This window comes from Actinoalloteichus fjordicus (assembly GCF_001941625.1).
GTDB classification, from domain to species: Bacteria; Actinomycetota; Actinomycetes; order Mycobacteriales; family Pseudonocardiaceae; genus Actinoalloteichus_A; species Actinoalloteichus_A fjordicus.
In genome coordinates this window covers 980,717-1,006,267 of record NZ_CP016076.1, presented here as the reverse complement: position 1 = coordinate 1,006,267, position 25,551 = coordinate 980,717, and the positions used below count along the sequence as shown (strand labels likewise).

Here is a 25,551-nt window from a genome sequence, read left to right as displayed (position 1 = left end):
CCCAGCAGTACACCCGCGTCCCTGTCCTCGAAGACTCGCAGCCAGCGCTGACTTCCCGGTCACCGGCAGGGGCGCCTCTCGTTCCACCGCTCGATTCCGAGCAGTCGAGAAGGCTCCTCCCCTGGTGCACCGGAGGTCATGATGGCAGTTCTCCCCTCGCTCGTCCTGCGCGGTCGCAGCACGCGCTCTCCCGCTGCTCGCAGGCTGCCCTCGCCCGAACCCGCCGGGCTGAACTCGGTGGTCGACTGCGCCGTCTACGTGGACGGCAGCCGGCTGCCCGGTCGATGGACCCACGGTGAGGCCGTCGCGGAGGTCCGCAGGCGTGGAGCGGGGTTCGTCTGGATCGGGCTGCACGAACCCACCGAAGACGACATCAAGGGCGTCGCCGAGACCTTCGAGCTGCACGAGCTGGCCGTGGAGGACGCCGTCCACGCGCATCAGCGTCCCAAGCTGGAGCGTTACGACGACACGCTCTTCATGGTGCTCAAGACGGTCCGCTATGTGACGGAGCCCGCAGGCCAGGCAGGCGAGGTCGTGGAGGGCGGCGAGATGATGGTCTTCCTCGGTCGCGACTTCGTGGTCACCGTCCGGCACGGCAGTCACTCCGGGCTGGCCGGGATGCGGCGAGCACTCGAAGCCGACCCCGAGCACCTGGCCTCGGGGCCCGCCGTCGTGCTGCACGCGATCGCGGACCAGGTCGTCGACAGCTATCTCGCCGTCGGCGCCGTCATGGAGTCCGCCATCGACGAGATGGAGACGAAGGTCTTCGCCCCGAAGACCACGGTCGACGCCGAGCAGATCTACCTGCTCAAGCGCGAGGTCATGGAGCTTCGTCGCGCGGTGAAGCCCCTGGGCACGCCGCTGCGTCGACTCGCGGACGGGTACACCCCGTTGGTGCCGGAGGAGGTCCGCTCCTACTTCCGCAATGTCGAGGACCACCTGACGAAGGTGTCCGAGCAGGTCGCGGGTTTCGACGAGCTGCTCACCACGCTGGTGGACGCCGCGCTGGCCAAGATCACGCTTCGCCAGAGCAGCGACATGCGCAAGATCACCTCGTGGGCGGCGATCATCTCCGTTCCCACCATGATCGCGGGCATCTACGGCATGAACTTCGACTACATGCCCGAGCTGCACTTTCAGTACAGCTATCCGGTCGTCCTGCTGGTCATCCTCACCAGCTGTCTGACCCTGTACCGCACCTTCCGCCGCAACGGCTGGCTGTAGACCGCCGTCGAGCGCACCCGAGACCACGAGAGAGAGGACGGTGACACGGTGATCCGTCTCATCGGCAGCCTTCGCTTCTGGGCCCTGGCCGGCATCCTGCTCTGGATCACCGCCGTGACCGTGCTGATCGCGGTCGACGGGGTACCCGACTGGGGCTGACCAGGCCTCGCACCGTCGCCGGTGGCGAGTGCGCTCGGTCGGGCGGCTCGATCCCGACGGCGCCGCCGCCCATCGCGTGATCGACCTCGCCCCCGGGAGGCGCCGCGCCCGGCCGATCAGCCGAGCCAGGTGAACGGGATGCCGTGGCCGCCGCCCGTGCCGAGTCGTCCGGCCAGTCCCGACGGCCACAGCCGCAGCAGCAGATCGAAGCGATAAGGCATCGGCGCGCCCGGCGGCATGCGACGAGACTCGTAGACCAGCAGGGCCAGCGGCGCGCGATCGGTCGCCCGGGCTGCCGCCTCGGCCAGGATCTCGCGACCTCGGGCCCGGTCCCGTGCCGAGACGTACTGCCAGACGACCGAATGCCACACCACGGTGAGGACGTCGGCGGGGAGATCAGCGAGCCGGTCCGCCAGCCACTCCGGTCCGGCGGCCCGATCCACCGTGATCGGGTCCGTCGAGGCCAGGCGCAGCGCGGCCTGCAGCCGATCCCAGCGCTCGAGGCTGTCGGGCCAGACGAAGGACGACAGATGCAGCCTGCCCTCCTCGGTGTTCGGGTCGGAGGGGTGCAGGTCGCAGCCCGCTCGCTCGACGATGCGCAGCTCCGCGCTCAGGTCGGCGGACGGCCTGCCCGTCCACGCCGGGTCCAGCCGCAGCGGACTGGTCTCGTCCCCGACCACGGTGCCGTCGAGTTCGAGGGCCACCCGGTCCGGCCGGAGGTTGAGCCCACCACTGGCCCCGATCTCCAACAGCCGGATCGGGAAGGGAGTCGACCGGCCGACCCGGCGGGCGGCCTCCTGCGCAGCCACCTGGAGGCCGCCGAGGCAGGGCGCCATCCTGCCCGGTTCGTTGGTCTGCACCGCCGTGGCCGTGGCGCGCTCGCGGACGCCGTCGGATCCCGCGAGGATCGCCGCCCTGGCGGCGGGCCAGAACGTCGCCGGGTCCAGTCGACCGCCCGCGGTCGGGTAGTGGCGAGCCAGCTTCGGAGCCCGGCCCGACAACACCAGGTGGTGCACCGCTGCGGCGAAGCGCAGTCCGGGGACGCTGCCCGCCCCGCCCAGCTCCAGGCCGCACACCACCGAGGTCATCGGCCCGCTCTCGGCGAGGTCGTCGGCGACGGAGTCGAGCAGCAGGTTGGTCAGGGGGCTGGCGGGCAGACAGGCACGGGCCGCGTCACGGAACAGCTCGACCAGCATGGCCATCACCCTAGCCGTACGTGGGCGTCACGCTCCGCATCCGACAACGCCTCGGGCGAGGAAGTTCGGCTGTCCGGTTCAACGTTCCGGCGGCTGCCCGCGTGTGAGGGGCGACCGGAACAGGAAGGCAGGCATGTGACGTTCGATGACTTCGTCGCCACCCGACTTCGCGATCTGCTGCGCTATGCGACGGTGCTGTCCTGCGATCCGCATCTCGCGGAGGACATCGTCCAAGAGGTGCTGATCCGCGCCCAGAGTCGCTGGCGACGGATCGGGGCGCTGGACTCGCCGTTGCACTACGTGCGTCGGATGGTGACCAACGAGTTCCTGTCCTGGCGTCGCAGACGCGCCACGCGGGACGTCAGCGTCCCGCCGGAATCATTCAGCGGACTCGTCGAGACCGGCCACGATCCGATCGTGGTCTTTGACGAGCGCGACGCGATGCTGACCCGCATCGCGCGGCTGCCGCCGAGGCAGCGGGCCGCGCTGGTGCTCCGCTACTACGAGGGTCTCGCCCATGCGGAGATCGCGTCGATCATGCGCTGCTCCGAGGGCACGGCACGCAGCAACATCTCCCGCGCGCTGGCCACGCTGCGCAGCGGGACGGAATCGGCAGCACCCATTTCCACTCGAATCGGCGGGAAGGAGCGGTGACGGACATGGAAGGTTCACGGACCGAGCATCTGATCGAGGCGGCATTCGAACGGCAGGCGGAGGAGGCTCCGTCTGCGGAGCCGGTGGCCGCGCGGTTGCCTGCCCTGCGGTCTCGACGGCGGCGCAGAAGGGCCCTGACCGGACTCGCCGTAGTGGCAGTGGTCGGGGCGCTGGCCGTACCCACCGCCCTGCGCGCCTTCCCACCCGCTGCCGCGCCTGCACCGCCTGCGGGACAGACCGTGGAATCCCGTGTCGCCGAGCCGCCCGGCCCGCCGCCGATCCCCATGCGATACACGGTGGGCTGGCTGCCGGACGATTTCGTCGAGGTCTCCCGCAACGTCGACGTCGAGGGCGGGTTTCCCCAGACGCAGAGGTGGGCGCCGCTGGAGGGGATCGAACAGGGAGATCCGGAGGACTTGATCGAGAACGTGGTGCGGTTCACGGCATATGATCCGGACGAGATCAACTGGGACACCGTGGCCGAGGACCTCGCCGAGAGTGGGGACCCGACCGTCAACGGCTCCCCCGCGATGCTGGACTCCGCACCAGGACACAGCAGCAACCTGGTGTGGATGCCCGACGACTCGACCGTGCTGACGGTGAGGGTCGGCGACATCCCCGGCGCCGACACCGAGGACGTGGCCTACCGGGTGGCGGAATCCGTCCGCCCTGGCGGGGAGTCGCCGTTCCACGCCGCGCTGGAACCGGGCTGGCTCCCGCCTACCCTGACGGTCAGCGGTAGCGGCGTCATGCGGCTGGACGATGCCTGGGGGGCAACCCTCTCCCTGACCCCCCCGGACGCCCACCCCATGTCGCCCAGCCTGTCGCTGTGGACCCGCGTCGCCGATAGTCCGGATCGACTTCCCGAGCACGGCGCGGGTACACCGGTCCGGGTGGGTGACCGCGACGGCACGTTCTGGCCTGCCCGCGACACGAGCGAAGGGCCGCTGTCCGCGGTGTTGCAGGTCCAACTCTCGGATGGACGTTGGCTGGAGACGACGTTCCAGGATCACGAGAATTCGGAGGAGGGTCGTGAGATCGGCGGCCAGGAAAGCATGGTCCGCTTCGCGGAGGAGCTGATCTTCCTCGAGGAGCCCGCAGGCGGCTGGTTCGGCGACTGATCACCACCACCCGCCCCGGATCGCCCGTAGTCTCAGCCACATGGCCGGGGTGCTGGCGGTGGCCGACGAGGTGGTGGAACGGTTCTGGTCCACCGACCTCCGCAGACTGGGTGCGGAGTTGATCCTGGGCGCGGGCGATCTCGGAGTTCGACTACCTGGCCTCTCTCAGCGATCGGCTGGAAGTTCCGTGCGTCTTCGTGCCGGGCAATCATGATCGGGATCTCACCGGCTATCGGCGGCAGCGCGGACTGTGGCTGCGCGCCGGGATGCCCGTCACGTGGCCCGGCCCGCCGGGTGCGGTCAACGCCGACGGCCGGGTGGTGGACGTGGCCGGGCTCCGGATCGCCGGGCTCGGCGGCTCGATCCGCTACCGACCGGGTCCCGATCAGTGGACCGAGCGAGAACAGGCGCGCCGGGGCAGAAGACTGTCCCGGCGCGTCGCCCTGCGCAGGCTCCGAGACGGCGGCGGAGTCGACGTCCTGCTCACCCACGCCCCGCCCCGAGGCTGCGGCGACCGGGGGGACCCGCCGCACCGGGGCTTCCGCAGCCTGCACTCCACCGTCCGGCGGCTTCGTCCCGGACTGTTGATCCACGGCCATATCCATCCGTTCGGTGAGCCGGTGGGCGATCGGGAACTGCACGGCACCCGAGTGGTCAACGCGGTCGGCTATCGCATGCTGGACGTGCCAGGTCGGCCCGTGGTGAGGAGCAGCCCGATGCGTCGTGACACCGGATTCCCCAGAGCCGACGCGGAGTACGACTTCCTGCGCGTCCGCCGCAGGCAGGTGTTGGCCCGGCTCGCCATGTGGCTGCGCCGCGAGCCCGACGACGTGAACGTGATGCTGCCCTTCGACGAGGTCCTGTCCGCCCTCGGCCAGCGCGGGCAGCGCAGGATCGGCCTCCGGGTGCTGCGGCTGGACTCCATCGTCGGCAGCGTGGACCGGACGCGGGACTTCGACCGGCGTTTCCGCCCGACCTCGGCTCGAGTCCGGGAGCGATGGGAACGGCTGGCGCTGGCTCGGCGACGCGGCGAGTCGGTGCCGCCGATCGACGTCTACCGGATCGGCGACCTGCACTTCGTCAAGGACGGCCACCACCGGGTGTCGGTGGCGCTGGCGCAGGGCCTGGAGACGATCGACGCCTATGTCACCGAGGTCGTCACCATGCTGCACGCGGGCGACATCCGCTTCCGGGGTGACCTGATGGTGAAGAACGACCGCAGGCTGTTCCTCGAACGAGTGCCGCTGCGGGGCGAGGCCAGGGCGGCGATCTCCCTCCCCGACGCCTGGCGGTACACGGAGTTGAGCGAGACCGTCGAGGCCTGGGGTTTCCGGGTCATGCAGGACGAGGGACGGTTCCTCGACCGCCAGGCGGTGGCGCTGCGCTGGTACGAGGAGGAGTTCATCCCCGTTATCGCGATGCTGCGGCAGGCCGACCTGATCGGCGACCGCACCGAGGCCGAGGCCTACCTCGCGGTGGGGGAGGAACGCTACCGGCTGATGCGGACCCATCGATGGGACGACGAGGTGATCGCGGCCGTCCGCAGCAGCGTCGCGCGACGCTGACAGCGGCGGCGGGCGAGCCGCTCAGGCGACGGGCCTCGCCCGACCGACCAGAGCTGGTCGTCGAACGACGCCCGTCGCCGTCACCTCGGCATGGGCCGATCAGCGGTTCAGGCCTCGCGGGTCAGGTTGCGACCGTCGGCCGGGTCGAACAGTTGGATCTTGTCCGCGTCGAACCAGACCTCGTGCGTCGCGCCCTCCCTGGCCGTCGAGGTCGAGGAGAGCCTGGTCACGAGGTGGCCCTCCGACGAGGGGACGTCCGAGGTCCCCGCGTCGGCTGCCAGCTCGTCCAGTTCCGCGGAACTCGCCCGCTCCTCGACCGCCAGGTAGACGTACTTGTCCGAACCCATCGACTCGACCACGTCGACCTCGGCGGTGAACAGCCCGCCCTTGCTCCGCACCGACTCCTCGATCAGAGCCGCGTCCTCGAAGTGCTCCGGACGGACGCCGAGGATGACCTCGCGCGGCGCCTTCGACGCCTCGAGGAGCCGCCGGGTCCGGTCGGTGATGTGCACCGAGCCCAACGGCGTGCGCAGTGTGTCGTCGGCGATCTCGCCTGCCAGGAAGTTCATCGCGGGCGAGCCGATGAACCCGGCGACGAACAGGTTCGCCGGGTGGTCGTAGAGGAACTGCGGCGAGCCGATCTGCTGCACCGCACCGCCCCGCATCACCACGACGCGATCGCCGAGGGTCATGGCCTCGGTCTGGTCGTGGGTGACGTAGACCATCGTGGTGCCCAGCTTCTTCTGCAGCTTGGACACCGACGTCCGCATCTGCACGCGCAGCTTGGCGTCGAGGTTGGACAGCGGCTCGTCCATCAGGAACGCCTTGGGGCTGCGGACGATCGCCCGCCCCATCGCGACCCGCTGCCGCTGCCCGCCGGAGAGGTTCGCGGGCTTGCGATCGAGATGTGCGGTGAGGTCCAGCGTCTTGGCCGCCTCGGCGACCTTGCTGTTCACCGTCGCGTCGTCGACCTTGGCCAGCCGCAGCGGGAAGGCCATGTTCTCTCGCACCGTCATGTGCGGGTAGAGCGCGTAGGACTGGAACACCATCGCGATGTCCCGATCCTTGGGCGCGCGGTCGTTGACCCGCTCGCCCGCGATCCGCAGCTCGCCCGCGCTGATGTCCTCCAGCCCGGCGATCATGTTCAGCGTGGTGGACTTCCCGCAGCCGGACGGGCCGACCAGGATGACGAACTCGCCGTCGGCGATCTCGATGTCCACATCCTTCACCGCGACCGCGCCGTCGGGATACTGCTTGGTCACCTTGTCCAGGACGATCTCAGCCACTGGTCACCTCATCCCTTCACAGCGCCGGAGGTCAGCCCGGCGACGATGCGGCGTTGGAAGAACAACACGAACAGAATGATCGGGATCGTGATCACCACGGCTGCCGCGGAGATCGACCCGGTCGGATCCTCGAACTGCGAGTCTCCGGTGAAGAACGACAGTGCCACCGGCACCGTCCGCGACGACTCCGTCGAGGTGAGCGTCAACGCGAACAGGAAGTCGTTCCAGCAGAAGATGAACACCAGGATGGCCGTGGTGAACACGCCCGGCGCCGCCAGCGGGGCGATGACCCGCCGGAAGGCCTGTGCGGGCGTGGCGCCGTCCATCTTCGCCGCCTTCTCCAGCTCCCAGGGGATCTCCCGGAAGAAGGCCGACAGCGTGTAGATCGCCAGCGGCAGCGAGAAGGTGATGTACGGCAGGATCAGTCCCAGCCAGGTGTCGAAGAGCCCGAGGGCCCGCTCGATCTCGAACAGCGGCGACACCAGGGAGATCTGCGGGAACATCGCGATGAGCAGCGACACCCCGACCAGCAGCCGTTTGCCGGGGAAGGTCAGCCTGGCGATGGCGTAGGCCGCCATCGTGCCGAGCACCACGGCGATCAGCGTCGCGATGAGTGCGATGCCGATGGAGTTGCCCAGCGCACGGATGAACTGTCCGGTGCTGAAGATCGACGCGTAGTTCTCCAGCGTCCATTCGCGGGGGATGAAGTTCCCGTCGGTGATCGTGCCGGGGGTCTTGAACGAGAGCGAGGCGATCCACAGCACCGGCACCAGGGCGTACACCACGACGACGGCGTTGATCAGCGTCCAGCCGAGCTTGCGGTTCCTGGTGGCGGTCGCGCCGAAGGCGGCCATCAGCGCCTCCCCTCGTTGTCGCTGCCCGGCGCGGAGGTGCCGAACAGCTTGATAAAGATGAACGCGATGATCGCCACCGCGATGAAGATCAGCACTGACATCGTGGAGCCGATGCCGAGGTTCAGCCCCTTGATCAGGTTCGTCTGCGCCAGCATCGACACCGAGGAGGTGTCCTGTGCTCCGGAGGTGAGCACGTAGATGTTGTCGAAGACGCGGAACGCGTCGAGGGTGCGGAACAGCAGGGCGACCAGGATCGCGGGCTTCATCACCGGGATGATGACCTTGGTGAAGCGCTGCCAGCCGCCTGCACCGTCGATGGCCGCCGCCTTGAGCAGGTCGTTCGGCACCAGTGCCAGGCCCGCCATCAGCAGCAGGGCCATGAAGGGCGTGGTCTTCCAGACCTCGGCCAGGATGATGACGCCCAGCGCGCTGGCCTGCTCGGTCAACGGGGCTCCCCCGCCGAAGAGGTTCGCCAGATAGCCGGTCTCCGGCGTCCACGCGTACCGCCAGGAGAAGGCGGCGACGACGGTGACGATGCCGTACGGGATCAGCGCCGAGGTCCGCACCAGGCCGCGTCCGACGATGGTCCGGTGCATCACCAGGGCCAGGGCCATGCCCAGGACCAGCTCGATCGCCACCGAGACCAGGGTGATCAGCACGGTGACGCCGAAGGCACCCCACCAGTAGCCGTTGGTCAGCACCGTGACGTAGTTCTCGAACCAGATGAACTCACGCTCATCCGGGAACTTCAGGTCGAAGCGCTGCAACGACAGCCACACCGAGTAGATGATCGGCCAGGCTGTGACGAGCACCATCACCAGCGCGGCAGGCGCACAGAGGAGCCAGCCCAGCCTTCGCTCGGCCTTGCGGCCCTCCGACAACGGCGCCTTGCGGCGGCGGGACGTCGTGACCGCGCCGGGTGCGGCGACTGCGGGCTGCGGATCGGCGGTACCGGTCGGCTCACTCACGGCAGGACCCCCTTCGACTCCAGGGCGTCCTGAACGGACTGCCGCAGTTCCTCGGCCGTGGCCTCGGGAACGATGTTCCCCGGCGGCGAGAGCGTGGCGGCCAGCACCGTCGAGACGTTCTGGTAGGCCGGGGTCAACGGCCGGTTCGCCGCATCCTGCAACTCCTCCAGGATGACGTCCTTCATCGGGTATGCGTCTTCCATCTCGGGCTCGTCGTAGACGCTCTCGATGGTCGGCGGCACGCCGTCGTTGATCGCGGAGTACTGCTGGTTCTCCGCGTTGCGCAGGCACAACGCGGCCTCGAACGCCTCGTCGGGATGCTCGGTGTACCGGCTGATGCCGAGGTTGAAGCCGCCGATGGAGACCCGCGACGGCACGCCGGGCTCGACACCCGGATACCGCGCCCAGCTCACGTTCTCCGCCAGCTCCGGGGCCTCGGACTGCATGGCCGGGTAGACGTACGGCCAGTTCAGCTGGAACGCACCGTTGCCGGACTGGAAGGCCAGCCGCGCCTCGTCCTCCATCGCATTGGTGAAGGACTGGTCGGTGACGCCCGCCGAGGCGAAGTCCTGCAACACCTCGAGGCCGCGCACCGCGCCCTCGTCGAAGACCGCCTGGGTCCCGTCCTCGGAGAGGATCGAGCCGCCTGCGGAGGCGACGATGCTGTTGTAGATGACGACCAGGCCCTCGTACTGAGCGCCGGTGGCGTTGACCTGGTAGGTCTCGCCCGCGTCCCGCAGCTCCTGCGACAGCTCGATCATCTCGCCCCAGGTCTCCGGGGGCGAGTCGACCAGGTCGGTGCGGTACCAGAGCAGTTGGACGTTGGTGTTCTTCGGCGCAGCGTAGAGGCGGTCCTCGTAGCGGGCGGACTCCAGCGGCCCCTCCAGGGTGCCGTCCTCCACCTCGGCTCGGTGCTCGCCCGTCCACTCCAGTGTCCAGCCCGCACCCGCGAACTCCTGGGTCCAGGTGATGTCCAGTCCGAGGATGTCCATGCTGGTGTCCTCGGCGGCGAGTCGCCGAGCCATCTGGGTGCGCTGATCATCCGCGCCGCGCGGCAGGATGTTGTAGGCGATGCGGTAGCGCCCGTCGGCCTCCTCGTTGCAGTTGTCGACGACGGTCTGAAAGTTCTGCTCCGGGGCGTAATACAGGTTGATCGTGATTCCGTCGTCCGCGCCGGCGGCACAACCCGCCAGCGGTGCGACGAGCAGAGCCGTGGCGGCGACGGCCGCCTTTCGCCCCTTCGCCCTCCCAGACCGCGACCGAGTCGCGGGACCGTTCATCCCTGTCTCCTTCCCGCCGCACCGAGGGAAGTCGAACCGGGTGGTCATCGACGACCCGGACCACCACACACGGCCGGCACCTCACTGTGCCCATCCCGCGGCTCACCCCTTCGGGGGTAGAACCAGGAACGAAGTGTGAAAACCCGCACACCTCGGGAACGGTGGGTAAAACCTAGGCCCGAAGATCACGGCTCGCAACAACCCCGGGCGGATTGCCTGCGGCTGCCACCAGCCTGTTATCAAACGGGGCCGTAGGTCCGGAGAGAGGGTCGATCAGGAAGTGGTGCGTCGGGGGCCCATCGCCAGCCTGGCCAGGATGTCCCGCCCCTGTTCCGCGTGCCTCGGCTGGCAGAGCACGTCGTAGCGACCGGCCACGAGCTGGCTGGCCGACATGAAGTCACGCCGTCCCCTGGCGGAGGCATAGGTCGCCGCCGCGAAGAGGACGCCGAACAGCACACCGGTGGCCAGGCCGACGAGGATCGGGCCGAGTATGAAGCCGTCCGGGCTGCCGAACAGACTCAGCAGCACACCGACGAAGAGGCCGAACCACGCGCCGGAGGCCGCGCCGCCGCCGAGGACCTTCCCCCAGGACAGCTTGCCCGTCACGCGCTCCACCAGCATCAGGTCGACGCCGACGATCGTGACCTCCTGGACGGGGAAGTCACCGTCGGCGAGGTGATCCACCGCCCGCTGCGCCTCCTCGTAGGTGGCGTAGGACCCGATAGGCCACCCGGTGGGGGGCGTGGGCAGCCTGGGCGCTCCCGGCGAGCCGCCACCGGTACCGCCGAACGGACTTGTCACCATGTCTCCCCTCATGAACGTGAGAACCTGCATCCTGCCAACGATCGGCACGCCTGACAGTTCCGCCCCCGACAGAACGACGAATCAGACATACCCATGATCCATGCTGCTCGCGGGGGCGACCACTCCGCCCGACGGCGTCCCCCGATGTGACGTATTGCCGCCCGAAAGGGCAGGCAGAGCACGCACTCTCGGGTTCGCAGCGGCGGACGCCGGACCCGCGTGGCGCAGGCGGGACCACGCGGGTCGTCTCGGCCCTGACGGGGTGCTCCGGACACTCGCCGCCGCGCGCTCGCGGCCCCCGACCGCATCGCACGTGACCCGCCGTCGCCCGTGCACATCGGGGTCGGTTCAGGAGGAGCCGCCGTCACCGGTGCCCGGCGAGCGGACGTCCTGCGCCCGCCCCACCTGGTGCCCCCGAGCCCGTCATCGCCCGGCCCGGTTCGGCCGTCCGCCGTCGACGCCGAGCCGTCCGATCAGTCCTCGGGCCGCCACGGCTCCCGACGCACGAGTCCGGCCGCCCGCCCCTTCGCCGCGATCACCAGTGCCATCTTCCGCGAGGCCTCGTCGATCATCTCCTCGCCCAGCAGCACGGCGCCTCGGGCGCCGCCCGCCGCCGAGGTGTGCCAGGCGTAGGCGTCCAGGATGTTCTCGGCGTGGTCGTAGTCCGCCTGGCTCGGGGAGAACACCTCGTTGACCGCGTCGACCTGGCCGGGGTGCAGCACCCACTTGCCGTCGAAGCCGAGTGCGGCCGAACTCGCGGCCACCCGCCGCAGGCCGTCGACGTCCCGGATCTGGAGATACGGGCCGTCCACCGCCTGGATGCCTGCCGCCCTGGCCGCGACGAGCAGCCGCATCAACACGTAGTGGTAGGCATCGCCCCGGTCATATCCCGGCGGCTGCTCCCCCACCACGAGACTTCGCATGTTGAGAGAGGCCATGAAGTCCGCGGGCCCGAACACCAGTGCCTCGAGCCGAGGCGAGGACCGGGCCAGCTCGTCGGCCGCCACCAGGCCGCCCGCGCTCTCGATCTGCGCCTCGATGCCGATCCGTCCGACCTCGAGGCCGTTCGCCAGCTCGATCTGAGTCAGCAGCACGTCGAGCCACCGGACCTGCTCTGCGGACTCCGCCTTGGGCAGCAGCAGACAGTCGAGATCGGCGCCTGCCCCCTCGACCACCTCGATCACATCCCGGTAGGCCCACTCGGTGCTCAGGCCGTTGATCCGCACCACTCTGGTGCGACCGCCCCAGCCGCCCTCGGTCAGCGACTCGACGGCGTTGCGTCGTGCCTGCGCCTTGGCCGGGGGCGCGCAGGCGTCCTCCAGATCCAGGAAGAACTCGTCGACCGGCAGACCCCTGGCCTTGTCGATCATCTTCAGGCTCGAACCGGGGACGGCCAGGCATGAACGACGGGGGCGCATGCGCTCGACCACGGTGATCCTCGCTCTCCTCGGGGCTGACTCGTCCCGGCGAATGTTAGGAGGACCGCAGCGGGCGCGGCGCGGTCAGGCTTCGGTGCGGAGCCGGACCCGCCCGCGCCGCCCTGGAGGGCCCGCAGCTGACCTGGTGGTTACCCACCGCTGTCAGCAGCGGTGATCGTCGTGGGGTCCACCTCGCCTGCCGGCGAAGGAATTTTTCCCTCTGCCAATTTCATGCAGGTATCACCCAGCACGTTCAACTGATAGCGGGCGAGCTGCGAGCTGAAATATCGGACCACTCCCGTCAGATGCGTTTCGGTGGCCGTCCGCAGCCTTTCCAGGCCATGGCTGGTGAGGACCGCCAGCACGCCCCTGCCATCCGTGTCGACTCGACTCCGACGGACGAGTCCGGCACGTTCCAGCCGGTCAACCAGCCTGGTGACACCCGATCTGGAAAGCAGCACGGCATCGGCCAACTCCGTCATCCGAAGCCGGCAATCCGAGGATTCCGCCAGTTGGAGTAGTACTTCGTAGGCAGCCAGCGAGAGTCGTTGCTCCGCTATCAAATCCGCTTCCAACGAACGGGTGACCCTCGCATGCGCGCGCAGGAAGGCACGCCACGCAGCCATCTCTTCGTCCGTCGGTAATCGGGCAAGACCGGTATCCGCCACAGAAGTCGATGTTACTCACCGCGTCCAGTCGGATGCACGATATCGACGAGAAAGATCGCCGAGAGGGCGACGAGGAGCCGTCGGGCCAGCCCGTAGCATGGGGCTGAGCGGCTCGACCCCTGTCCAGGGGCGACGCCCGACCCCAGGCCGGAGGCAGGAGAGCTGCCCGAGGCCGGGGTGAGAGACGCGAATCCCGTACCGGAAGGTCGGTGCTCAGCAGTGACCACTGTGCAGCCCGCAGACACCACCCCCTCGTCCGCATCGGTGCACGAGGCGCTCGGCCGGGTCGAGGACCCGGAGATCCACCGGCCCATCACCGAGCTGGGGATGGTCAAAGACGTCTCCATCGCGGCGGACGGCGTCGTGTCCGTCGCGATCTACCTGACCGTCGCGGGCTGTCCCATGCGCGACCGGATCACCAAGGACGTCACCACGGCCGTCAGTGCCGTCCCCGGTGTCCGCGAGGTCCTTGTCGAACTCGACGTGATGAACGACGAGCAGCGCGCGGAACTCCGTCGCGGGCTCCGAGGCGACGCCGCCGAACCGCGCATCCCCTTCGCCGAGCCCGGCTCCATGACCCGCGTCTACTGCGTGGCCTCCGGAAAGGGCGGGGTCGGCAAGTCCAGCGTCACCGTCAACCTCGCGGTGGCCATGGCGCAGCGCGGTCTGTCGGTCGGCGTGGTGGACGCGGACATCTACGGTCACTCGATCCCCCGGATGCTCGGCGCGGGCGGCAAGCCGACGAAGGTCGAGTCGATGATCATGCCGCCGCAGTCCCACGGCGTGAAGCTCATCTCGATCGGCATGTTCACCCCCGGCAACGCTCCGGTGGTCTGGCGCGGCCCCATGCTGCACCGCGCGCTCCAGCAGTTCCTCTCCGACGTGTTCTGGGGAGACCTGGACGTCCTGCTGCTCGACCTCCCGCCCGGAACCGGCGACGTCGCCATCTCCGTCGCGCAGCTCGTCCCGAACGCCGAACTGCTGGTGGTGACGACACCGCAGCAGGCGGCGGCCGAGGTGGCCGAGCGGGCAGGCGCGATCGCGCTGCAGACCCGACAGCGGGTCGCGGGCGTCGTGGAGAACATGTCCTGGATGGAGATGCCCGACGGGACGCGGCTGGAGATCTTCGGGTCCGGCGGCGGAAAGCTCGTCGCGGACTCGCTGAGCCGTTCGGTCGGTGCCGAGGTGCCGCTGCTGGGTCAGGTGCCACTGGACCAGCGCCTGCGGGAGCAGGGCGACGCGGGCACGCCGCTGGTACTCGCCGAGCCGACCGCCCCCGCTTCGGTGGTGCTGTCGGACATCGCCAAGCGACTCACCGTCCGGGCCAGGGGGCTCGCGGGCCAGATGCTGTCGGTCACCCCGGTCAAGCGCTGAGGTTTCGCCTTCGCGGCGGTCGCCCGTCGGCCGCCGCGTCGAGGCGCACCTCGGCCCCGGCGCGGAACGCGCGCCGGGGCTGCGCCTCGCCGAAGCCGGTTCGCACCGCGAATGCGGTCACCGTGCCTCGGCCCCGACGCACCGACGAGGCTGAGCCGGGTCCGTCAGCGCGCGGCGCGCGGCGTCTCGGAGAGCGCCCGGGTTCGACGTCCGAGACGGGGCGGCGGCCGAACGGCCCGCCCGGGTCGATGGACACTCGCCGAGAAGCCTCCGCAGGCCGAGCGCTCGCGGATTCGGGCGGACCGGGTGCGGGCTCGGCAGCTGTCTTCAGCGTCGATGCGGCCGATCAGGAGCGGACCGGTCGCGACCAGGCGAGTCTGCTCAGGTGGCGTCGGGATCGATCGGCGGGCGCTCACCGGGCTTCAGGGCGGGCTCCACCGGCCGGGGAGCAGCCGCAGGCGTGCGATTCGCGCCGTTCGTCCGATTGCGCGGCGTCGGCTCCTCGTCGAACAGCTTGCGGGCCTGCTCGGTAACCATGCTGCGCGGATTGAGATTGCGCAGGCCCCGGAGGTCGTTCAGCGGCTTCTGGAGGTCGTCGAACTCAGGTCCGAGTTCATCACGCAGCTGCTGGCGGGCGCCGGTGGCGTAATCCCGCACCTTGCGCACCGAGCGCCCGAGCCAGGCCGCCGCCTCGGGCAGCCGGTCGGGACCGAAGATGAACAGCCCGATGATGAGCAGGACGATCAGCTCACCCCAGCCCACACTGTCGAACACTCGCCACCCCCTGGGACGTCCTCGACAGCCTAACCGCTTCGCCGCTCAGAACCGATACCCGCCGACGATCAACTGTCCTCGTCCGACTGGAGGGTCACCGGGATCACCAGGACCTCGGCGCCGCGCACCGCCTCCAGCTCGACCACCGCGCCGATCTGCTGCTCTCGGATCGCCGCCGCCAGCTCTTCCGCACCGAAGATCTCTCGATCGCCGACCCGGATGATGATGTCGCCCTCCGCGAGCCCCGCCTGATCGGCCGAGCTGCCTGCTCGTACGTTGACCACCTGAGCGCCGCTGAGGTCGTCGGTGATCACGCTGTTGGAGTTGACCCCGAGATCGGGATGGTGGATCTCACCGTTGCGGATCAGCTCCTCCGAGATCCGGCGGACGTCGTCGACGGGGATCGCGAAGCCGAGGCCGATGGAACCGCTCTGCCCCTGCCCCGCCATCGGCGGCGTCCGATTCAGAGTGTTGATGCCGATCAGCGTGCCGCTGGAGTCCACCAGCGCGCCGCCCGAGTTTCCGCTGTTGATGGCCGCGTCGGTCTGAATCGCCCCGAACACGACCTCGCTGCCGTCGGTGGCGTCCAGCCGCATCGGCCGGTCCAGATAGCTGACGATGCCCTCAGTGACGGTGCCGGACAAGCCCAGCGGGTTGCCCACCGCAAGCACCGAGTCGCCGACCTGGAGGTCTGCGGAGCTGCCCATCGGCAGGACCGTGAGGTTGTCGACGTCCACGCGCAGCACCGCCAGGTCAGTGCTCGGGTCGCGCCCCACGATCTCCGCCACGGCACGGCTGCCCTCGTGGAAGATGACGGTGAGACTCGACTCCGGGTCGTCCGCCGACTCGGCGATCACATGGTCGTTGGTGACGAGGTATCCGCCTTCGTCGATCACCACCCCCGATCCCATGTTGCCGACCGTGTCCTGAACGGAGACCACGGCGGGCCGCACCCGCCCGGCGAGTTCGGCGACCGAACCCGGCTCGCGCTCGATGCCGGGCCGAACCTCGGCGAGCCGCACCTCCGGCCCGCTCAGCAGGCTGCCCCCTTCGACCGCCAGCCGCCCGATCAGACCGCCGACCAGTCCGATCACCAGGGCGAAGGCCCCGAGCAGCAGCAGTGCGCGCGGTTTGACCCTGCCGCCGAAGAGGACCTCGCGAGCGCTCAGTCTCGACCCCTCCGGCAGCGTCGACGCGTCACCGGCGGGCTGAGCGTCCTCGGCGGCGACCGCAGGCGGGCCGAGCACGGCGGTGGAGCTCGGATCGCGCCAGACCGAGCCCTCGGTGGACCAGAAGACCGGTTCGGCCCGATCCGAGCTGCCTGGCCGGACGTCTCGAGCGCCGGGCGGGCGTTGCAGCCCGGCACCACCGCCCGCCGGTCTGCCGAAGGCCTCGATCAAGGCCGAGGGCGGCGGGGCGGTCGGCAGCTCGACGCGCGCCGAGGAGGCAGCCTGCGTCCGATGATCGAAGGCGGTCGTGACGCCCTCTGGTCTGGCGAAGACCGCAGCCTCGGCCGGGTCGACCGGCGGACGCACCTGCGGTCTCGGTGCCAGCCTCGGCACGCCGGAATCCGCGGCGGCGCCCTCCGGTCCGGAGGGCTGATGTCCCGACGGCGATGCAGGCGACTGCGAACTCATGTTTCCCCGAGCGGTAGACGACGGAGGACCGGCGAGCGGCAGCGAGCAGGGGGCTCGCCCACCAGGTCAGCTTAAGAGCCTCGATTCACTCCCCGCCATCCTGCTCGCGCAGACCGCCTGAGAGCCCGTCTTCGATCCCTGCCGTCCCGTTGCGCAGGGCAGGCGCGGTACGGCGTCGTCCTCGGTCACCATGACTGGAGTCATGGCTCCCGCTGGTCGCCGTGCAGCTCGTCCACGCCGATCCCCGCCCGCGACGGAGCGGCCCGAAGACAGACTCTCCAGATCAGGCAGAGAGAAGACTCTCCCACCGGAGGTGAAACCGATGTGGTGGAACGGGTGCGACCGCGCGATCAGCCGCCGAGATTCGGCGGACCGCCCAGGAAGGGCAGCAGGCCGGTCCCCAACGCGGCGCGTGGCCCGGGCTGCGGCGAGGAGGGACGCTCCGCAGGCGAGCCGGGTGAAGTGGTCACGGACTGCGGACCGACCTCGGGTGCGGCGGGCTGCTGTGCGGTGGCGGGGGTGACGACCGGCAGGACGGTCTCCGGAAGGGCGCCCATGTCGTAGACGGGTCGACGCGCACCGCCCGCGCTCGCGCCGCCCGCGCTCTCCTCGGCGCCGAAGGTGGAACTGCCGGTGACGCGTTCCGGCTGCTCGGCAGGCAGGACGAGCGCCACGGCCCCCAGGACCAGACCGGAGACGACCACGCTCGCACTGTTGCGCGCCCGGCGGTCCACGGCCCGCAGGCGCTCCGAGCCGAGTCGCGAGCCTGCGGCCCGCTCGGCCGAGGGCCTCGGGGCGGAGCCGAGCACCGCAGACCCCTCGCCGAGGCGAGGGCCGGAGCCCAGCGCCGGGCCGGAGCCGAGGACCGCCGAGTCACCGGGGGTGCGACCGGCGGGCGGGCTGCCGGTGGAGCGGACGGTGACCACCTTGCCGTCCGGGGTCACCGCCAGCTCGTCCGGTCCGGAGGGAAGATCGGCATGCTGCGGGATGGCGCACAAGGCCTCCAGCAGCCCTACCGGCATCATCGGGGGAGCCGCAGTGCGTACTGCCGTACGCGCCTGTCTCTGCGCCGTGGCCCGGCCGGAACATGCCGGGCAGCGCGCAAGATGACTCACCGCTCGATCGTGTGCGGATGCCGAGAGCTCCCCGTCCACCAATGCGACCAGCGCATCGAGAGCCAGATGCTGCTCCGGGAGCGCGAAACCGCGCAGTTCCGTCATACGGACGCCTCCTGGGCACGCTCGCGACGATGCTCAAGAGCCTCCTTGAGCGCCTGTCGCCCGCGATGGATTCTGCTCCGCACTGTACCCAGCTTCACCCCGAGCGTGGCGCCGATCTCCTCGTAGGAGAGACCTTCCACATCACACAGCACCACGGCCGCCCGGAACTCCGGCGGCAGCGCGTCGAGCGCGGCCTGGAGGTCCGGGTCGAGGTGCATCGAGCTGTAGACCTCTTCCGGGCTCGGGCCGCCGCCGGGCAGCCGGTCGGTGTCCTCCGGCAGGCCCTCCATCCGGAGCCGAGCGCGCCTGCGTGCCATGTCCAGGAAGAGGTTCGTGGTGATGCGGTGCAGCCAGCCCTCGAACGTGCCGGGTTTGTAGGAGGCCAACGAACGGAAGACCCGGATGAAGGTCTCCTGGGTCAGGTCCTCGGCGTCGTGCTGGTTGCCCGTCAGTCTGAACGCCAGCCGGTACACCCGATCGGCATGATTCTGGACGACCTCCGCCCAGGTGGGCGGGGTCCAGTCTGTCGCCTGTTCATCGGACAGGCTGACCACCGGACGGGCCGTTTCGGTGTTCGAGTGTGCTGGCATCGTCGGACAGGACACCTCCTCAGGGCTCTCACTGCCCCATGTAACGACGGAGCGACCCGTGGTGTTCCCACGTCGCGCGAACACGCCTGCGGGGGCCTAGGCTGCCCTCGACTCTCCCCGAGTCCGCCGGATAACACTGTCCGGCATCCAGGTGAGACGACGATGAGAACCGCCTGAGAGCAGCCTGAGAGACTGCCCACGACACCGTCCGTGACCGAGACGGACCGGCCGTGAGCCTGCACTCTTCTGGCGCGTTCCTCTGTTTTCCGGGGCCACGCCGCTAACCTCCTATGCTGTGACACCCGAGACGCCGATCGCCGACGCCGATGCGGTCCAGGACTACGTTGCGGCGTACCTCGCCCAGGACGAGGTGCTGGCCGCCGCTCGGGCGCGCGGTGTGGAACTCGGGTGTGCGCCGATCAGCCTCGGCACGGGCGCGGCACTGCGGTTCCTGACCACGGCGCTACAGGCCAGGGCCGTGGTCGAGGTGGGCACCGGGACCGGGGTGAGCGGCCTGTGTCTGCTGCGCGGCATGGCGCCGGACGGCGTGCTGACCTCGATCGACGTCGATCCGGAGTATCAACGGGTCGCCAGGAGGATCTTCGCCGACGCCTCGCTGCCCTCCGGGCGCACCCGACTCATCATGGGTCGCGGTCTGGAGGTGCTCCCCCGGCTCGCCGACGGCGCCTACGACCTGATGTTCGTCGGCAGCGCGATCACCGACTACCCCCGGTATCTGGAGGAGGCGCTGCGGCTGCTCCGGCCCGGCGGCGTGCTGGTCCTGGACAACATGCTGGATCGGGAGCTGCTCACCGATCCCGACACGCGAGATCCCGAGGCACAGGCGCTGCTGGAGGTGGCCAGGGCGGTGCGCTCCGATGAACGGCTCGCGCCGCTGCTGCTGCCGCTGGGTGACGGCCTGCTGCTGGCGGCCAAGGCGCCCTGACATCGGAGGCGCCCCGAGATCTCCAGGCGCGGGGGCCCGACAAGACGGCGAGCAGCCCACCGTGCGGGAGGCCGCCCGCGTCGGTCCGGGCGGCACCCGGGTATCGGCCGAGACAGATCGAGGTCGCCAGGCGCAGGCGATCGGGCTGTCCCCGACTGGCTCGGCAAAGCCGTGCGAGTCGAACCGGCCGCGCTCCTCAGGCGCCCGACGGTTCCGACGGGCAGCGGAGACAGGACGACCGGACACGACACCCTCGGCCGCGCCCAGAGTGGCATGGTCAACGTCTCGCCCGCACGCTGCCGCTGCCCGCGACAGATCGGCTCAGCGCTCCGCGCGGGCGCCCTTGCCGAGGACGACGACCCCGCCGCTGCTCACCGTGTAGGACTCCCGATCCCGCGCGGGGTCCACGCCGATCCGCGCGCCGGGCGCGATGACGACGTTCTTGTCCAGGATCGCCCGTCGCACCACCGCACCGCGCCCGATCCGGACTCCGGGCAGCAGCACGCTGTCCTCCACGATCGCACCGTCGTCCACCATCACGTCGGCGCTGACGACCGAACCCCGGATGTCGCCGCCGGAGATGATCGAGCCGGGGCCGACCATCGACTCCCGTGCGGTGCCGCCCTCGATGAACTTCGCGGGCGGCAGGGGCGGCGTGGCGGTGCGGATCGGCCACTGCTGGTTGTAGAGGTTGAAGACCGGGTGCACCGACACGAGATCCCGATGGGCGTCGTAGTAGGCGTCCAGGGTTCCGACGTCCCGCCAGTAGCCGTGGTCCCGCTCCGTGGAACCGGGTACCTCGTTGTCGCTGAAGTCGTAGACGGTGGCCACGCCCCGGTCGACGAGCATCGGAATGATGTTGCCGCCCATGTCGTGGACGGAGTCGGGGTCGGCGGCGTCGGCCCGCAGGGCGTCCAGCAGCACCTCGGTGGAGAAGACGTAGTTGCCCATCGACGCGAAGGTGACCTCCGGGTCGTCCGGCACGTGCGGCGGATCGGCGGGCTTCTCCAGGAAGCTGGTGATCCGGCCGTCGGCGTCGGAGTCGATGCAGCCGAATGCCTTGGCCTCGGTGCGCGGCACCCTGATGCCCGCCACTGTGACTCCCGCACCGGACTCGATGTGCTGGCGGACCATCTGCGCCGGGTCCATCCGGTACACGTGGTCGGCGCCGAAGACGACGATGTGATCCGGATGCTCGTCATACACCAGGTTCAGCGACTGATAGATGGCATCGGCGCTGCCGGTGTACCAGCGAGGTCCGAGCCGCTGCTGCGCAGGCACGGGCGTGATGTAGTCGCCGAGCACCCCGGAGAGTCGCCACGTCGTGGAGATGTGCCGGTCGAGTGAATGCGACTTGTACTGGGTGAGCACGCAGAGGCGGACGTAGCCCGCGTTCACCAGATTCGACAGCACGAAGTCGACGAGTCGATAGTTTCCCCCGAAGGGGACCGCCGGTTTCGCCCGGTCCGCGGTCAGCGGCCACAGCCGTTTGCCCTCGCCGCCCGCGAGCACGATCCCGAGTACGCTGGGCTGCCCCTTCACGATCACCGACCCTAGTCGCCCCGACGCCTGTCTATCCAGTCTGCGGGTTGCCTGTTTGCTGAGTTGTCCTCATATTCTGCGTCCTCTGCACATCCTGGCGCGATTTCACCTGCTCGTGTTGACGAGACGACGCGCCGACAGCATTCACCCGATCACCTGGGTGCGCTCACTCAAGCGGGCCATCTAGTGTCGCCTCCTGTGCGCATCGGACTGATGACCCGTGAATATCCGCCCGAGGTCTACGGCGGGGCAGGCGTCCACGTCGGCTTCCTCGTCCCCCGGCTGCGGGAGTTGATCGACGTCGACGTGCACTGCTTCGGCGAGCCGCGCGAGGACGCCCGCGCCCACGCGCCCGCGCCCGGCCTGGAGGCGGCCAACGCGGCACTGCGCGCACTCTCGGTCGACCTGTCGATGACCCAGGCCGCCGAGTCGGTCGACCTCGTCCACTCCCATACCTGGTACGCCAACCTGGCGGGCCATCTCGCGGGGCTGCTGCACGGCGTTCCCCACGTCGTCACCGCCCATTCGCTGGAACCGCGCAGGCCGTGGAAGGCCGAGCAGCTCGGCGGCGGGTACCGGTTGTCCTCATGGGTGGAGCGCACCGCATACGAGGCCGCGGACGCGGTGATCGCCGTCAGCGACGGGATGCGAGCCGACGTGCTCTCCTGCTACCCCGCTCTCGACCCGGACCGGGTGCACGTGGTGCGCAACGGCATCGACACCGACGCCTATCACCCGGTGACGGCGACGGACGCGCTCCAGGCGATGGGGGTCGACCCTGGCAGGCCGATCGTCGCCTTCGTCGGCCGGATCACCCGGCAGAAGGGCGTGGCGCATCTGGTCGCCGCAGCACATCACCTCGACCCCGAGGCGCAACTCGTCCTCTGTGCGGGCGCCCCGGACACACCGGAGATCGGCGAGGAGATCGCGCGGGCGGTCGCCGAGCTGGCGGCCACGCGCCCCGGTGTCTTCTGGATTCAGCGGATGCTCGATCCGGCGGAGGTCCGCCAGGTCCTCAGCCATGCCACGGTCTTCGTCTGCCCGTCGGTGTACGAGCCGCTGGGCATCGTCAATCTGGAGGCCATGGCCTGCGGCACGGCCGTGGTGGCCTCGGACGTCGGCGGCATCCCCGAGGTCGTCGATCACGAGGAGACGGGGCTGCTGGTGCATCTCGACGAGAAGGACCCGCTGACCTTCCAGCACGGGCTGGCCGAGGCGGTCAACGCCCTGCTCGCCGATCCGGCCCGCGCGGCAGCCATGGGCGCGGCGGGCAGGCGGCGCGCGGTGACGGACTTCTCCTGGGCAGGCGTGGCAGAGCAGACGGTGGCCGTCTATCGGGCTGCCCTGGCGGGCTGAGCCCGGCCGCCGCTCGGGCGGGCTCGTCATCCGGTGCCCGGGACCGGTCCACGGGCGTGCGGCCTGGCCCGCCCTGCCGCGCGGCGAGCCGGCCGGGCGGGCCGGAACGGCAGACGACCTGCGACACGTCGAGCCCCGGTTCAGCCCCTCGTCGGGGCTGCCGAACTGCTCCTCGATCGCGCCTGCCTGCCGACGTCGGAATCCGCCTGCCCCGCTGCGTCCCGTCGGGCTCGTCGTTGGGCACGGGCGGCGAGCAGCACCCCCGTCGAGGCGAGCAGGAACCACGCACAGACGACGAGGACGAGGCCTGCCCAACCCCAACGGCCGTAGACCAGGCCGCCGATCACTCCGCCGACGCTGCCGCCGAGGTAGTAGGCCAGGAGATACAGGGCAGGCGCCTGCGTCCTGGCCGCCCCGCTCGCCCTGGCGCTCACCCAGCCGCCCGCCACGGCGTGTGCGGCGAAGAATCCGCCGGTGAACAGGCCGAGGCCGAGCAGGACGGCACCGAGCTGGTCGGGCAGCGTCACCAGCACCCCGAGGACGGTGACCGCCAAGGCGCCGATCAACACCCGCGGCCTGCCCAGTCGATCCGCCGCCCGTCCCGCCGTCGCCGAGGTGATGCTGCCGATCGCGTAGGCCAGGAACACCAGCGCTACCACCGCCGGAGCCAGCAGGAACGGCGGAGCCAGCAGCCGGAAGCCCAGCACGTTGTAGAGCGAGACGAATCCGCCCATTCCCAGGGCCGCTACCAGGTAGGGGCCGTAGAGCACCGGATCGGTCACCGCGGCCCGCAGCCCGCCGAGGACTGCGGATCGACGCAGCGGGGCGGGCCTCGGCCCCTGCGACGGCGGCAGTACCAGCACGAACACGACCGCGCAGGCCGCAGCCAGCAGAGTCACCGCCCAGACGCCGATCCGCCAGTTCGCGAGATCGGCGATCACGCCGGTGATCAGCCGCCCGGACATCCCACCGAGGCTGTTCCCCGCGACGTAGAGGCCGATGGCCGCGCCGAGACCCGCCGCCCGAGTCTCGACAGCCAGGTAGGCCATCGCGACGGAGGCCAGCCCCGCGACCGCCAGGCCCTGCACCGCACGCAGTGTGACCAGCATCGGGAAGGAGTCCGCCAGCGGCACCACCACGCCGATCAGCACGGCGGCGCAGACCGAGACGATCATGACCGGTCGACGACCGAGCGCCTGGGAGACCACGGCCAGCGGCAGCAGCCCGACGGCCAGGCCGCCGGTCGCCGCCGACACCGCCAGCGAAGCCCCGCCGGGACCGAGCCCGTACTGCTCGGCGAACTGCGGCAGCACGGGCTGGACCGAGTAGAGCAGGGCGAAGACGGCGAAGCCCGCGACCAGCATCGCCACGCCGATTCGGCGGGCGCGTCGCCGGGCGCTGCCTGCGTCCGGCACCGCGCCGCCGAAAGCGGGTTGTGCAGGCCCCGCGCCGTGGTCCCGAGGTGAGCCGTGAGGCCCCGACGACCGCCCAGCAACGGAGTCGCCGGGGCCGTCGACTCCCGAATCGTCGGAGACAGCCACGAACCGACCGTAGGACGGCCGCGATCCCCCGTCCAATGAATCTTTCTGCGCATTACCATTCATAGATGGATGAGTCAGCCGAACGGCTCGCCCGGGACCTCGCCCCGAGACTGGCCCTGCTGCGCGCGGTCGCCACCGAGGCACACGTCACCCGAGTCGCGGCCCTGCTGGACGTTCCCCAACCGACCGTGAGCCGGTGGCTCGCCAGGCTCGGCACCGAGTTGGGGACTCCCGTGGTGATGCGGAAGGGCCGCGGCATCCGCCTCACCCGCGCGGGCGAACTGCTCGCCGAGGCCGCCGAACACGCCCTCGCGGCCCTGGAGCCGGGCTGCCGTCGCGCGCTGGACGAGGCCGATCCCGATCGCGGGCGCGTGGCATTGGCGTTCCTGCACACCATGGGCGGGGTGCAGGTGCCCGAGTTGCTTCGAGGCTTCCGTCTCCAGCGCCCGTCCGTGCGCTTCACCCTCGGCCAGGCGCCGCACGAGACGATCCTGTCCCAGCTGCGCAACGGCTGCGTCGACCTCGGCCTGACCTCGCCGCTGCCGACCGACGATCCGGATCTGCGCTGCGCCCCGCTGTTCGAGCAGCCGCTCGTCCTCGCCGTCGCCGCCGGGCACCGCCTGGCAGGCCGCAGCAGGGTCCGCATCGGGGAGCTGGCCGACGAGGAGTTCGTCGGCCTCGAACCCGGTTTCGGGCTGCGGCAGATCACCGACGAGCTGTGTGCGGCGGCGGGCTTCACCCCCGTGCTGACGTTCGAGGGCCAGGAGACCGACACCGTGCGCGGTCTGGTGGCGGCCGGGCTCGGCATCGCGATGGTGCCCGTAGCCGACGCCGGTCCGCCGCCGGGTGTGGTGGAGGTCCGACTCAGCCCGAGATCCGGCCGCACGATCGGGCTGGTCTGGCTCGCGGGTCGCCCGATGACCTCGGCGGTCCGCGCGTTCCGTGATTTCGCCATCGCCGCCCGCCACCACGCGACGCCGCCGCCCCTCACTCGGCCTGACGACCCAAGATCCGGTGGCTCACCGGCAGGCGACACGGCGGCTCGAAGCGGTGGAGGCGGCCGCACCGACGCCCCGCCTCCGTGACGCCTCGGCGCTCCTGACGTGCTTCCGCCGCCGGCGGTGCCCAGCCGCGTCCCGGTCGCGTCCCGTCCGCTTTCCCCAGCCGCGTCCCAGCCGCTCCCGACGGCGGACCGACGCCCGCCGCGACGCGGCTCGGTTGCATCGCAGGCTCTCGTGGCACGGGCGCGCCCCGCGCGAGCCGTCCTCGCCGGGCCCAGCACGGGCCCGGCGGGGCCGGGGCGTCACCTGAGCAACGGGCTGCGGCGACGTCCGGCGAGGCAGCACACCTCTGGAGCCTGCACACCGCACCGGA

The 25,551-nt window shown here is 70.3% G+C and carries 22 protein-coding genes and 1 pseudogene; 9 read left to right on the top strand and 14 right to left on the bottom strand.

Annotation, left to right across the window (positions count from 1 at the left end):
• Positions 1-141 precede the first annotated feature (141 nt).
• Complete coding sequence (locus UA74_RS04705) at positions 142-1,224, top strand: magnesium and cobalt transport protein CorA (RefSeq protein ID WP_075743414.1); 1,083 nt, start codon at positions 142-144, stop codon at positions 1,222-1,224.
• A 275-nt stretch (positions 1,225-1,499) separates the two neighbouring features.
• Here UA74_RS04705 and UA74_RS04700 read toward each other — a convergent pair whose 3' ends face one another.
• Positions 1,500-2,585 carry a DUF2332 domain-containing protein gene (locus tag UA74_RS04700; RefSeq protein WP_232237631.1) on the bottom strand — a complete coding sequence of 362 codons (1,086 nt, stop codon included), beginning with the start codon at positions 2,583-2,585 and terminating at the stop codon, positions 1,500-1,502.
• A 129-nt stretch (positions 2,586-2,714) separates the two neighbouring features.
• Between UA74_RS04700 and UA74_RS04695 the strand changes: the two genes are divergently transcribed.
• The 4 genes and pseudogenes from UA74_RS04695 (at position 2,715) to UA74_RS31495 (ending at position 5,919) form a co-directional block, all read left to right on the top strand.
• Positions 2,715-3,233 carry a SigE family RNA polymerase sigma factor gene (locus UA74_RS04695; protein ID WP_075739208.1) on the top strand — a complete coding sequence of 173 codons (519 nt, stop codon included), beginning with the start codon at positions 2,715-2,717 and terminating at the stop codon, positions 3,231-3,233.
• 5 nt (positions 3,234-3,238) lie between these two features.
• Positions 3,239-4,354, top strand: a complete 1,116-nt coding sequence (locus tag UA74_RS04690) for a hypothetical protein (protein WP_157442157.1) — start codon at positions 3,239-3,241, stop codon at positions 4,352-4,354.
• A 40-nt stretch (positions 4,355-4,394) separates the two neighbouring features.
• Positions 4,395-5,037, top strand: a pseudogene (locus tag UA74_RS31500) (metallophosphoesterase family protein); the annotation flags it as partial.
• A gap of 33 nt (positions 5,038-5,070) precedes the next feature.
• Positions 5,071-5,919, top strand: a complete 849-nt coding sequence (locus UA74_RS31495) for a chromosome partitioning protein ParB (protein ID WP_075743412.1) — start codon at positions 5,071-5,073, stop codon at positions 5,917-5,919.
• A 107-nt stretch (positions 5,920-6,026) separates the two neighbouring features.
• Here the strand turns inward: UA74_RS31495 and UA74_RS04675 are convergent, their stop codons facing one another.
• The 7 genes from UA74_RS04675 to UA74_RS04645 all read right to left on the bottom strand — a co-directional run bounded on the left by UA74_RS04675 (position 6,027) and on the right by UA74_RS04645 (position 13,197).
• Complete coding sequence (locus UA74_RS04675; protein ID WP_075739204.1) at positions 6,027-7,205, bottom strand: ABC transporter ATP-binding protein; 1,179 nt, start codon at positions 7,203-7,205, stop codon at positions 6,027-6,029.
• Positions 7,206-7,213: 8 nt separating this feature from the next.
• Positions 7,214-8,059: a carbohydrate ABC transporter permease gene (locus tag UA74_RS04670; RefSeq protein ID WP_075739202.1), complete on the bottom strand. Its 846-nt coding sequence runs from the start codon at positions 8,057-8,059 to the stop codon at positions 7,214-7,216.
• Positions 8,059-8,940 carry a carbohydrate ABC transporter permease gene (locus UA74_RS04665; protein ID WP_232237800.1) on the bottom strand — a complete coding sequence of 294 codons (882 nt, stop codon included), beginning with the start codon at positions 8,938-8,940 and terminating at the stop codon, positions 8,059-8,061. The genes UA74_RS04670 and UA74_RS04665 overlap by 1 nt, the downstream gene beginning before the upstream one ends.
• Positions 8,941-9,023: 83 nt before the next feature.
• Positions 9,024-10,307: an ABC transporter substrate-binding protein gene (locus UA74_RS04660; protein WP_075743411.1), complete on the bottom strand. Its 1,284-nt coding sequence runs from the start codon at positions 10,305-10,307 to the stop codon at positions 9,024-9,026.
• A gap of 273 nt (positions 10,308-10,580) precedes the next feature.
• Positions 10,581-11,111: a general stress protein gene (locus UA74_RS04655; RefSeq protein ID WP_198042922.1), complete on the bottom strand. Its 531-nt coding sequence runs from the start codon at positions 11,109-11,111 to the stop codon at positions 10,581-10,583.
• A 473-nt stretch (positions 11,112-11,584) separates the two neighbouring features.
• Positions 11,585-12,529 (bottom strand): HpcH/HpaI aldolase/citrate lyase family protein, encoded by a 945-nt coding sequence (locus UA74_RS04650; RefSeq protein WP_404799984.1) that lies wholly within the window; start codon positions 12,527-12,529, stop codon positions 11,585-11,587.
• 149 nt (positions 12,530-12,678) lie between these two features.
• Positions 12,679-13,197 (bottom strand): MarR family winged helix-turn-helix transcriptional regulator, encoded by a 519-nt coding sequence (locus tag UA74_RS04645; protein ID WP_075739196.1) that lies wholly within the window; start codon positions 13,195-13,197, stop codon positions 12,679-12,681.
• A gap of 219 nt (positions 13,198-13,416) precedes the next feature.
• On the opposite strand from UA74_RS04645, the gene UA74_RS04640 reads away from it, so the two are divergent.
• The gene (locus tag UA74_RS04640) at positions 13,417-14,571 is read left to right on the top strand and encodes an Mrp/NBP35 family ATP-binding protein (RefSeq protein WP_075739194.1); all 1,155 of its coding nucleotides are present in this window, start codon (positions 13,417-13,419) and stop codon (positions 14,569-14,571) included.
• 381 nt (positions 14,572-14,952) lie between these two features.
• On the opposite strand, the gene tatB is transcribed toward UA74_RS04640, so the two are convergent.
• The 4 genes from tatB to sigE all read right to left on the bottom strand — a co-directional run bounded on the left by tatB (position 14,953) and on the right by sigE (position 18,792).
• Positions 14,953-15,345: a Sec-independent protein translocase protein TatB gene (gene tatB / locus UA74_RS04635; RefSeq protein ID WP_075739192.1), complete on the bottom strand. Its 393-nt coding sequence runs from the start codon at positions 15,343-15,345 to the stop codon at positions 14,953-14,955.
• A 68-nt stretch (positions 15,346-15,413) separates the two neighbouring features.
• The gene (locus UA74_RS04630) at positions 15,414-16,907 is read right to left on the bottom strand and encodes a S1C family serine protease (RefSeq protein WP_075765963.1); all 1,494 of its coding nucleotides are present in this window, start codon (positions 16,905-16,907) and stop codon (positions 15,414-15,416) included.
• Between the two features lie 425 nt (positions 16,908-17,332).
• The gene (locus UA74_RS04625; protein ID WP_075763874.1) at positions 17,333-18,202 is read right to left on the bottom strand and encodes an anti-sigma factor family protein; all 870 of its coding nucleotides are present in this window, start codon (positions 18,200-18,202) and stop codon (positions 17,333-17,335) included.
• Complete coding sequence (gene sigE / locus UA74_RS04620) at positions 18,199-18,792, bottom strand: RNA polymerase sigma factor SigE (protein ID WP_075765961.1); 594 nt, start codon at positions 18,790-18,792, stop codon at positions 18,199-18,201. The genes UA74_RS04625 and sigE overlap by 4 nt, the downstream gene beginning before the upstream one ends.
• Positions 18,793-19,087: 295 nt before the next feature.
• On the opposite strand from sigE, the gene UA74_RS04615 reads away from it, so the two are divergent.
• Complete coding sequence (locus UA74_RS04615; RefSeq protein WP_075739186.1) at positions 19,088-19,738, top strand: O-methyltransferase; 651 nt, start codon at positions 19,088-19,090, stop codon at positions 19,736-19,738.
• A 321-nt stretch (positions 19,739-20,059) separates the two neighbouring features.
• Here the strand turns inward: UA74_RS04615 and glgC are convergent, their stop codons facing one another.
• The gene (glgC, locus tag UA74_RS04610; protein ID WP_075743408.1) at positions 20,060-21,280 is read right to left on the bottom strand and encodes a glucose-1-phosphate adenylyltransferase; all 1,221 of its coding nucleotides are present in this window, start codon (positions 21,278-21,280) and stop codon (positions 20,060-20,062) included.
• 198 nt (positions 21,281-21,478) lie between these two features.
• Between glgC and glgA the strand changes: the two genes are divergently transcribed.
• A complete protein-coding gene (glgA, locus tag UA74_RS04605) occupies positions 21,479-22,636 on the top strand; it encodes a glycogen synthase (RefSeq protein ID WP_075765959.1) in 1,158 nt (385 codons plus the stop codon).
• A gap of 140 nt (positions 22,637-22,776) precedes the next feature.
• On the opposite strand, the gene UA74_RS04600 is transcribed toward glgA, so the two are convergent.
• Positions 22,777-24,177 (bottom strand): MFS transporter, encoded by a 1,401-nt coding sequence (locus tag UA74_RS04600; protein WP_232237630.1) that lies wholly within the window; start codon positions 24,175-24,177, stop codon positions 22,777-22,779.
• A gap of 65 nt (positions 24,178-24,242) precedes the next feature.
• Here UA74_RS04600 and UA74_RS04595 point away from each other — a divergent pair, with 65 nt between their 5' ends.
• On the top strand, positions 24,243-25,262 hold the full coding sequence (locus UA74_RS04595) for a LysR family transcriptional regulator (protein ID WP_083682919.1): 1,020 nt from the start codon (positions 24,243-24,245) through the stop codon (positions 25,260-25,262).
• The last annotated feature ends 289 nt before the right edge of the window (positions 25,263-25,551 follow it).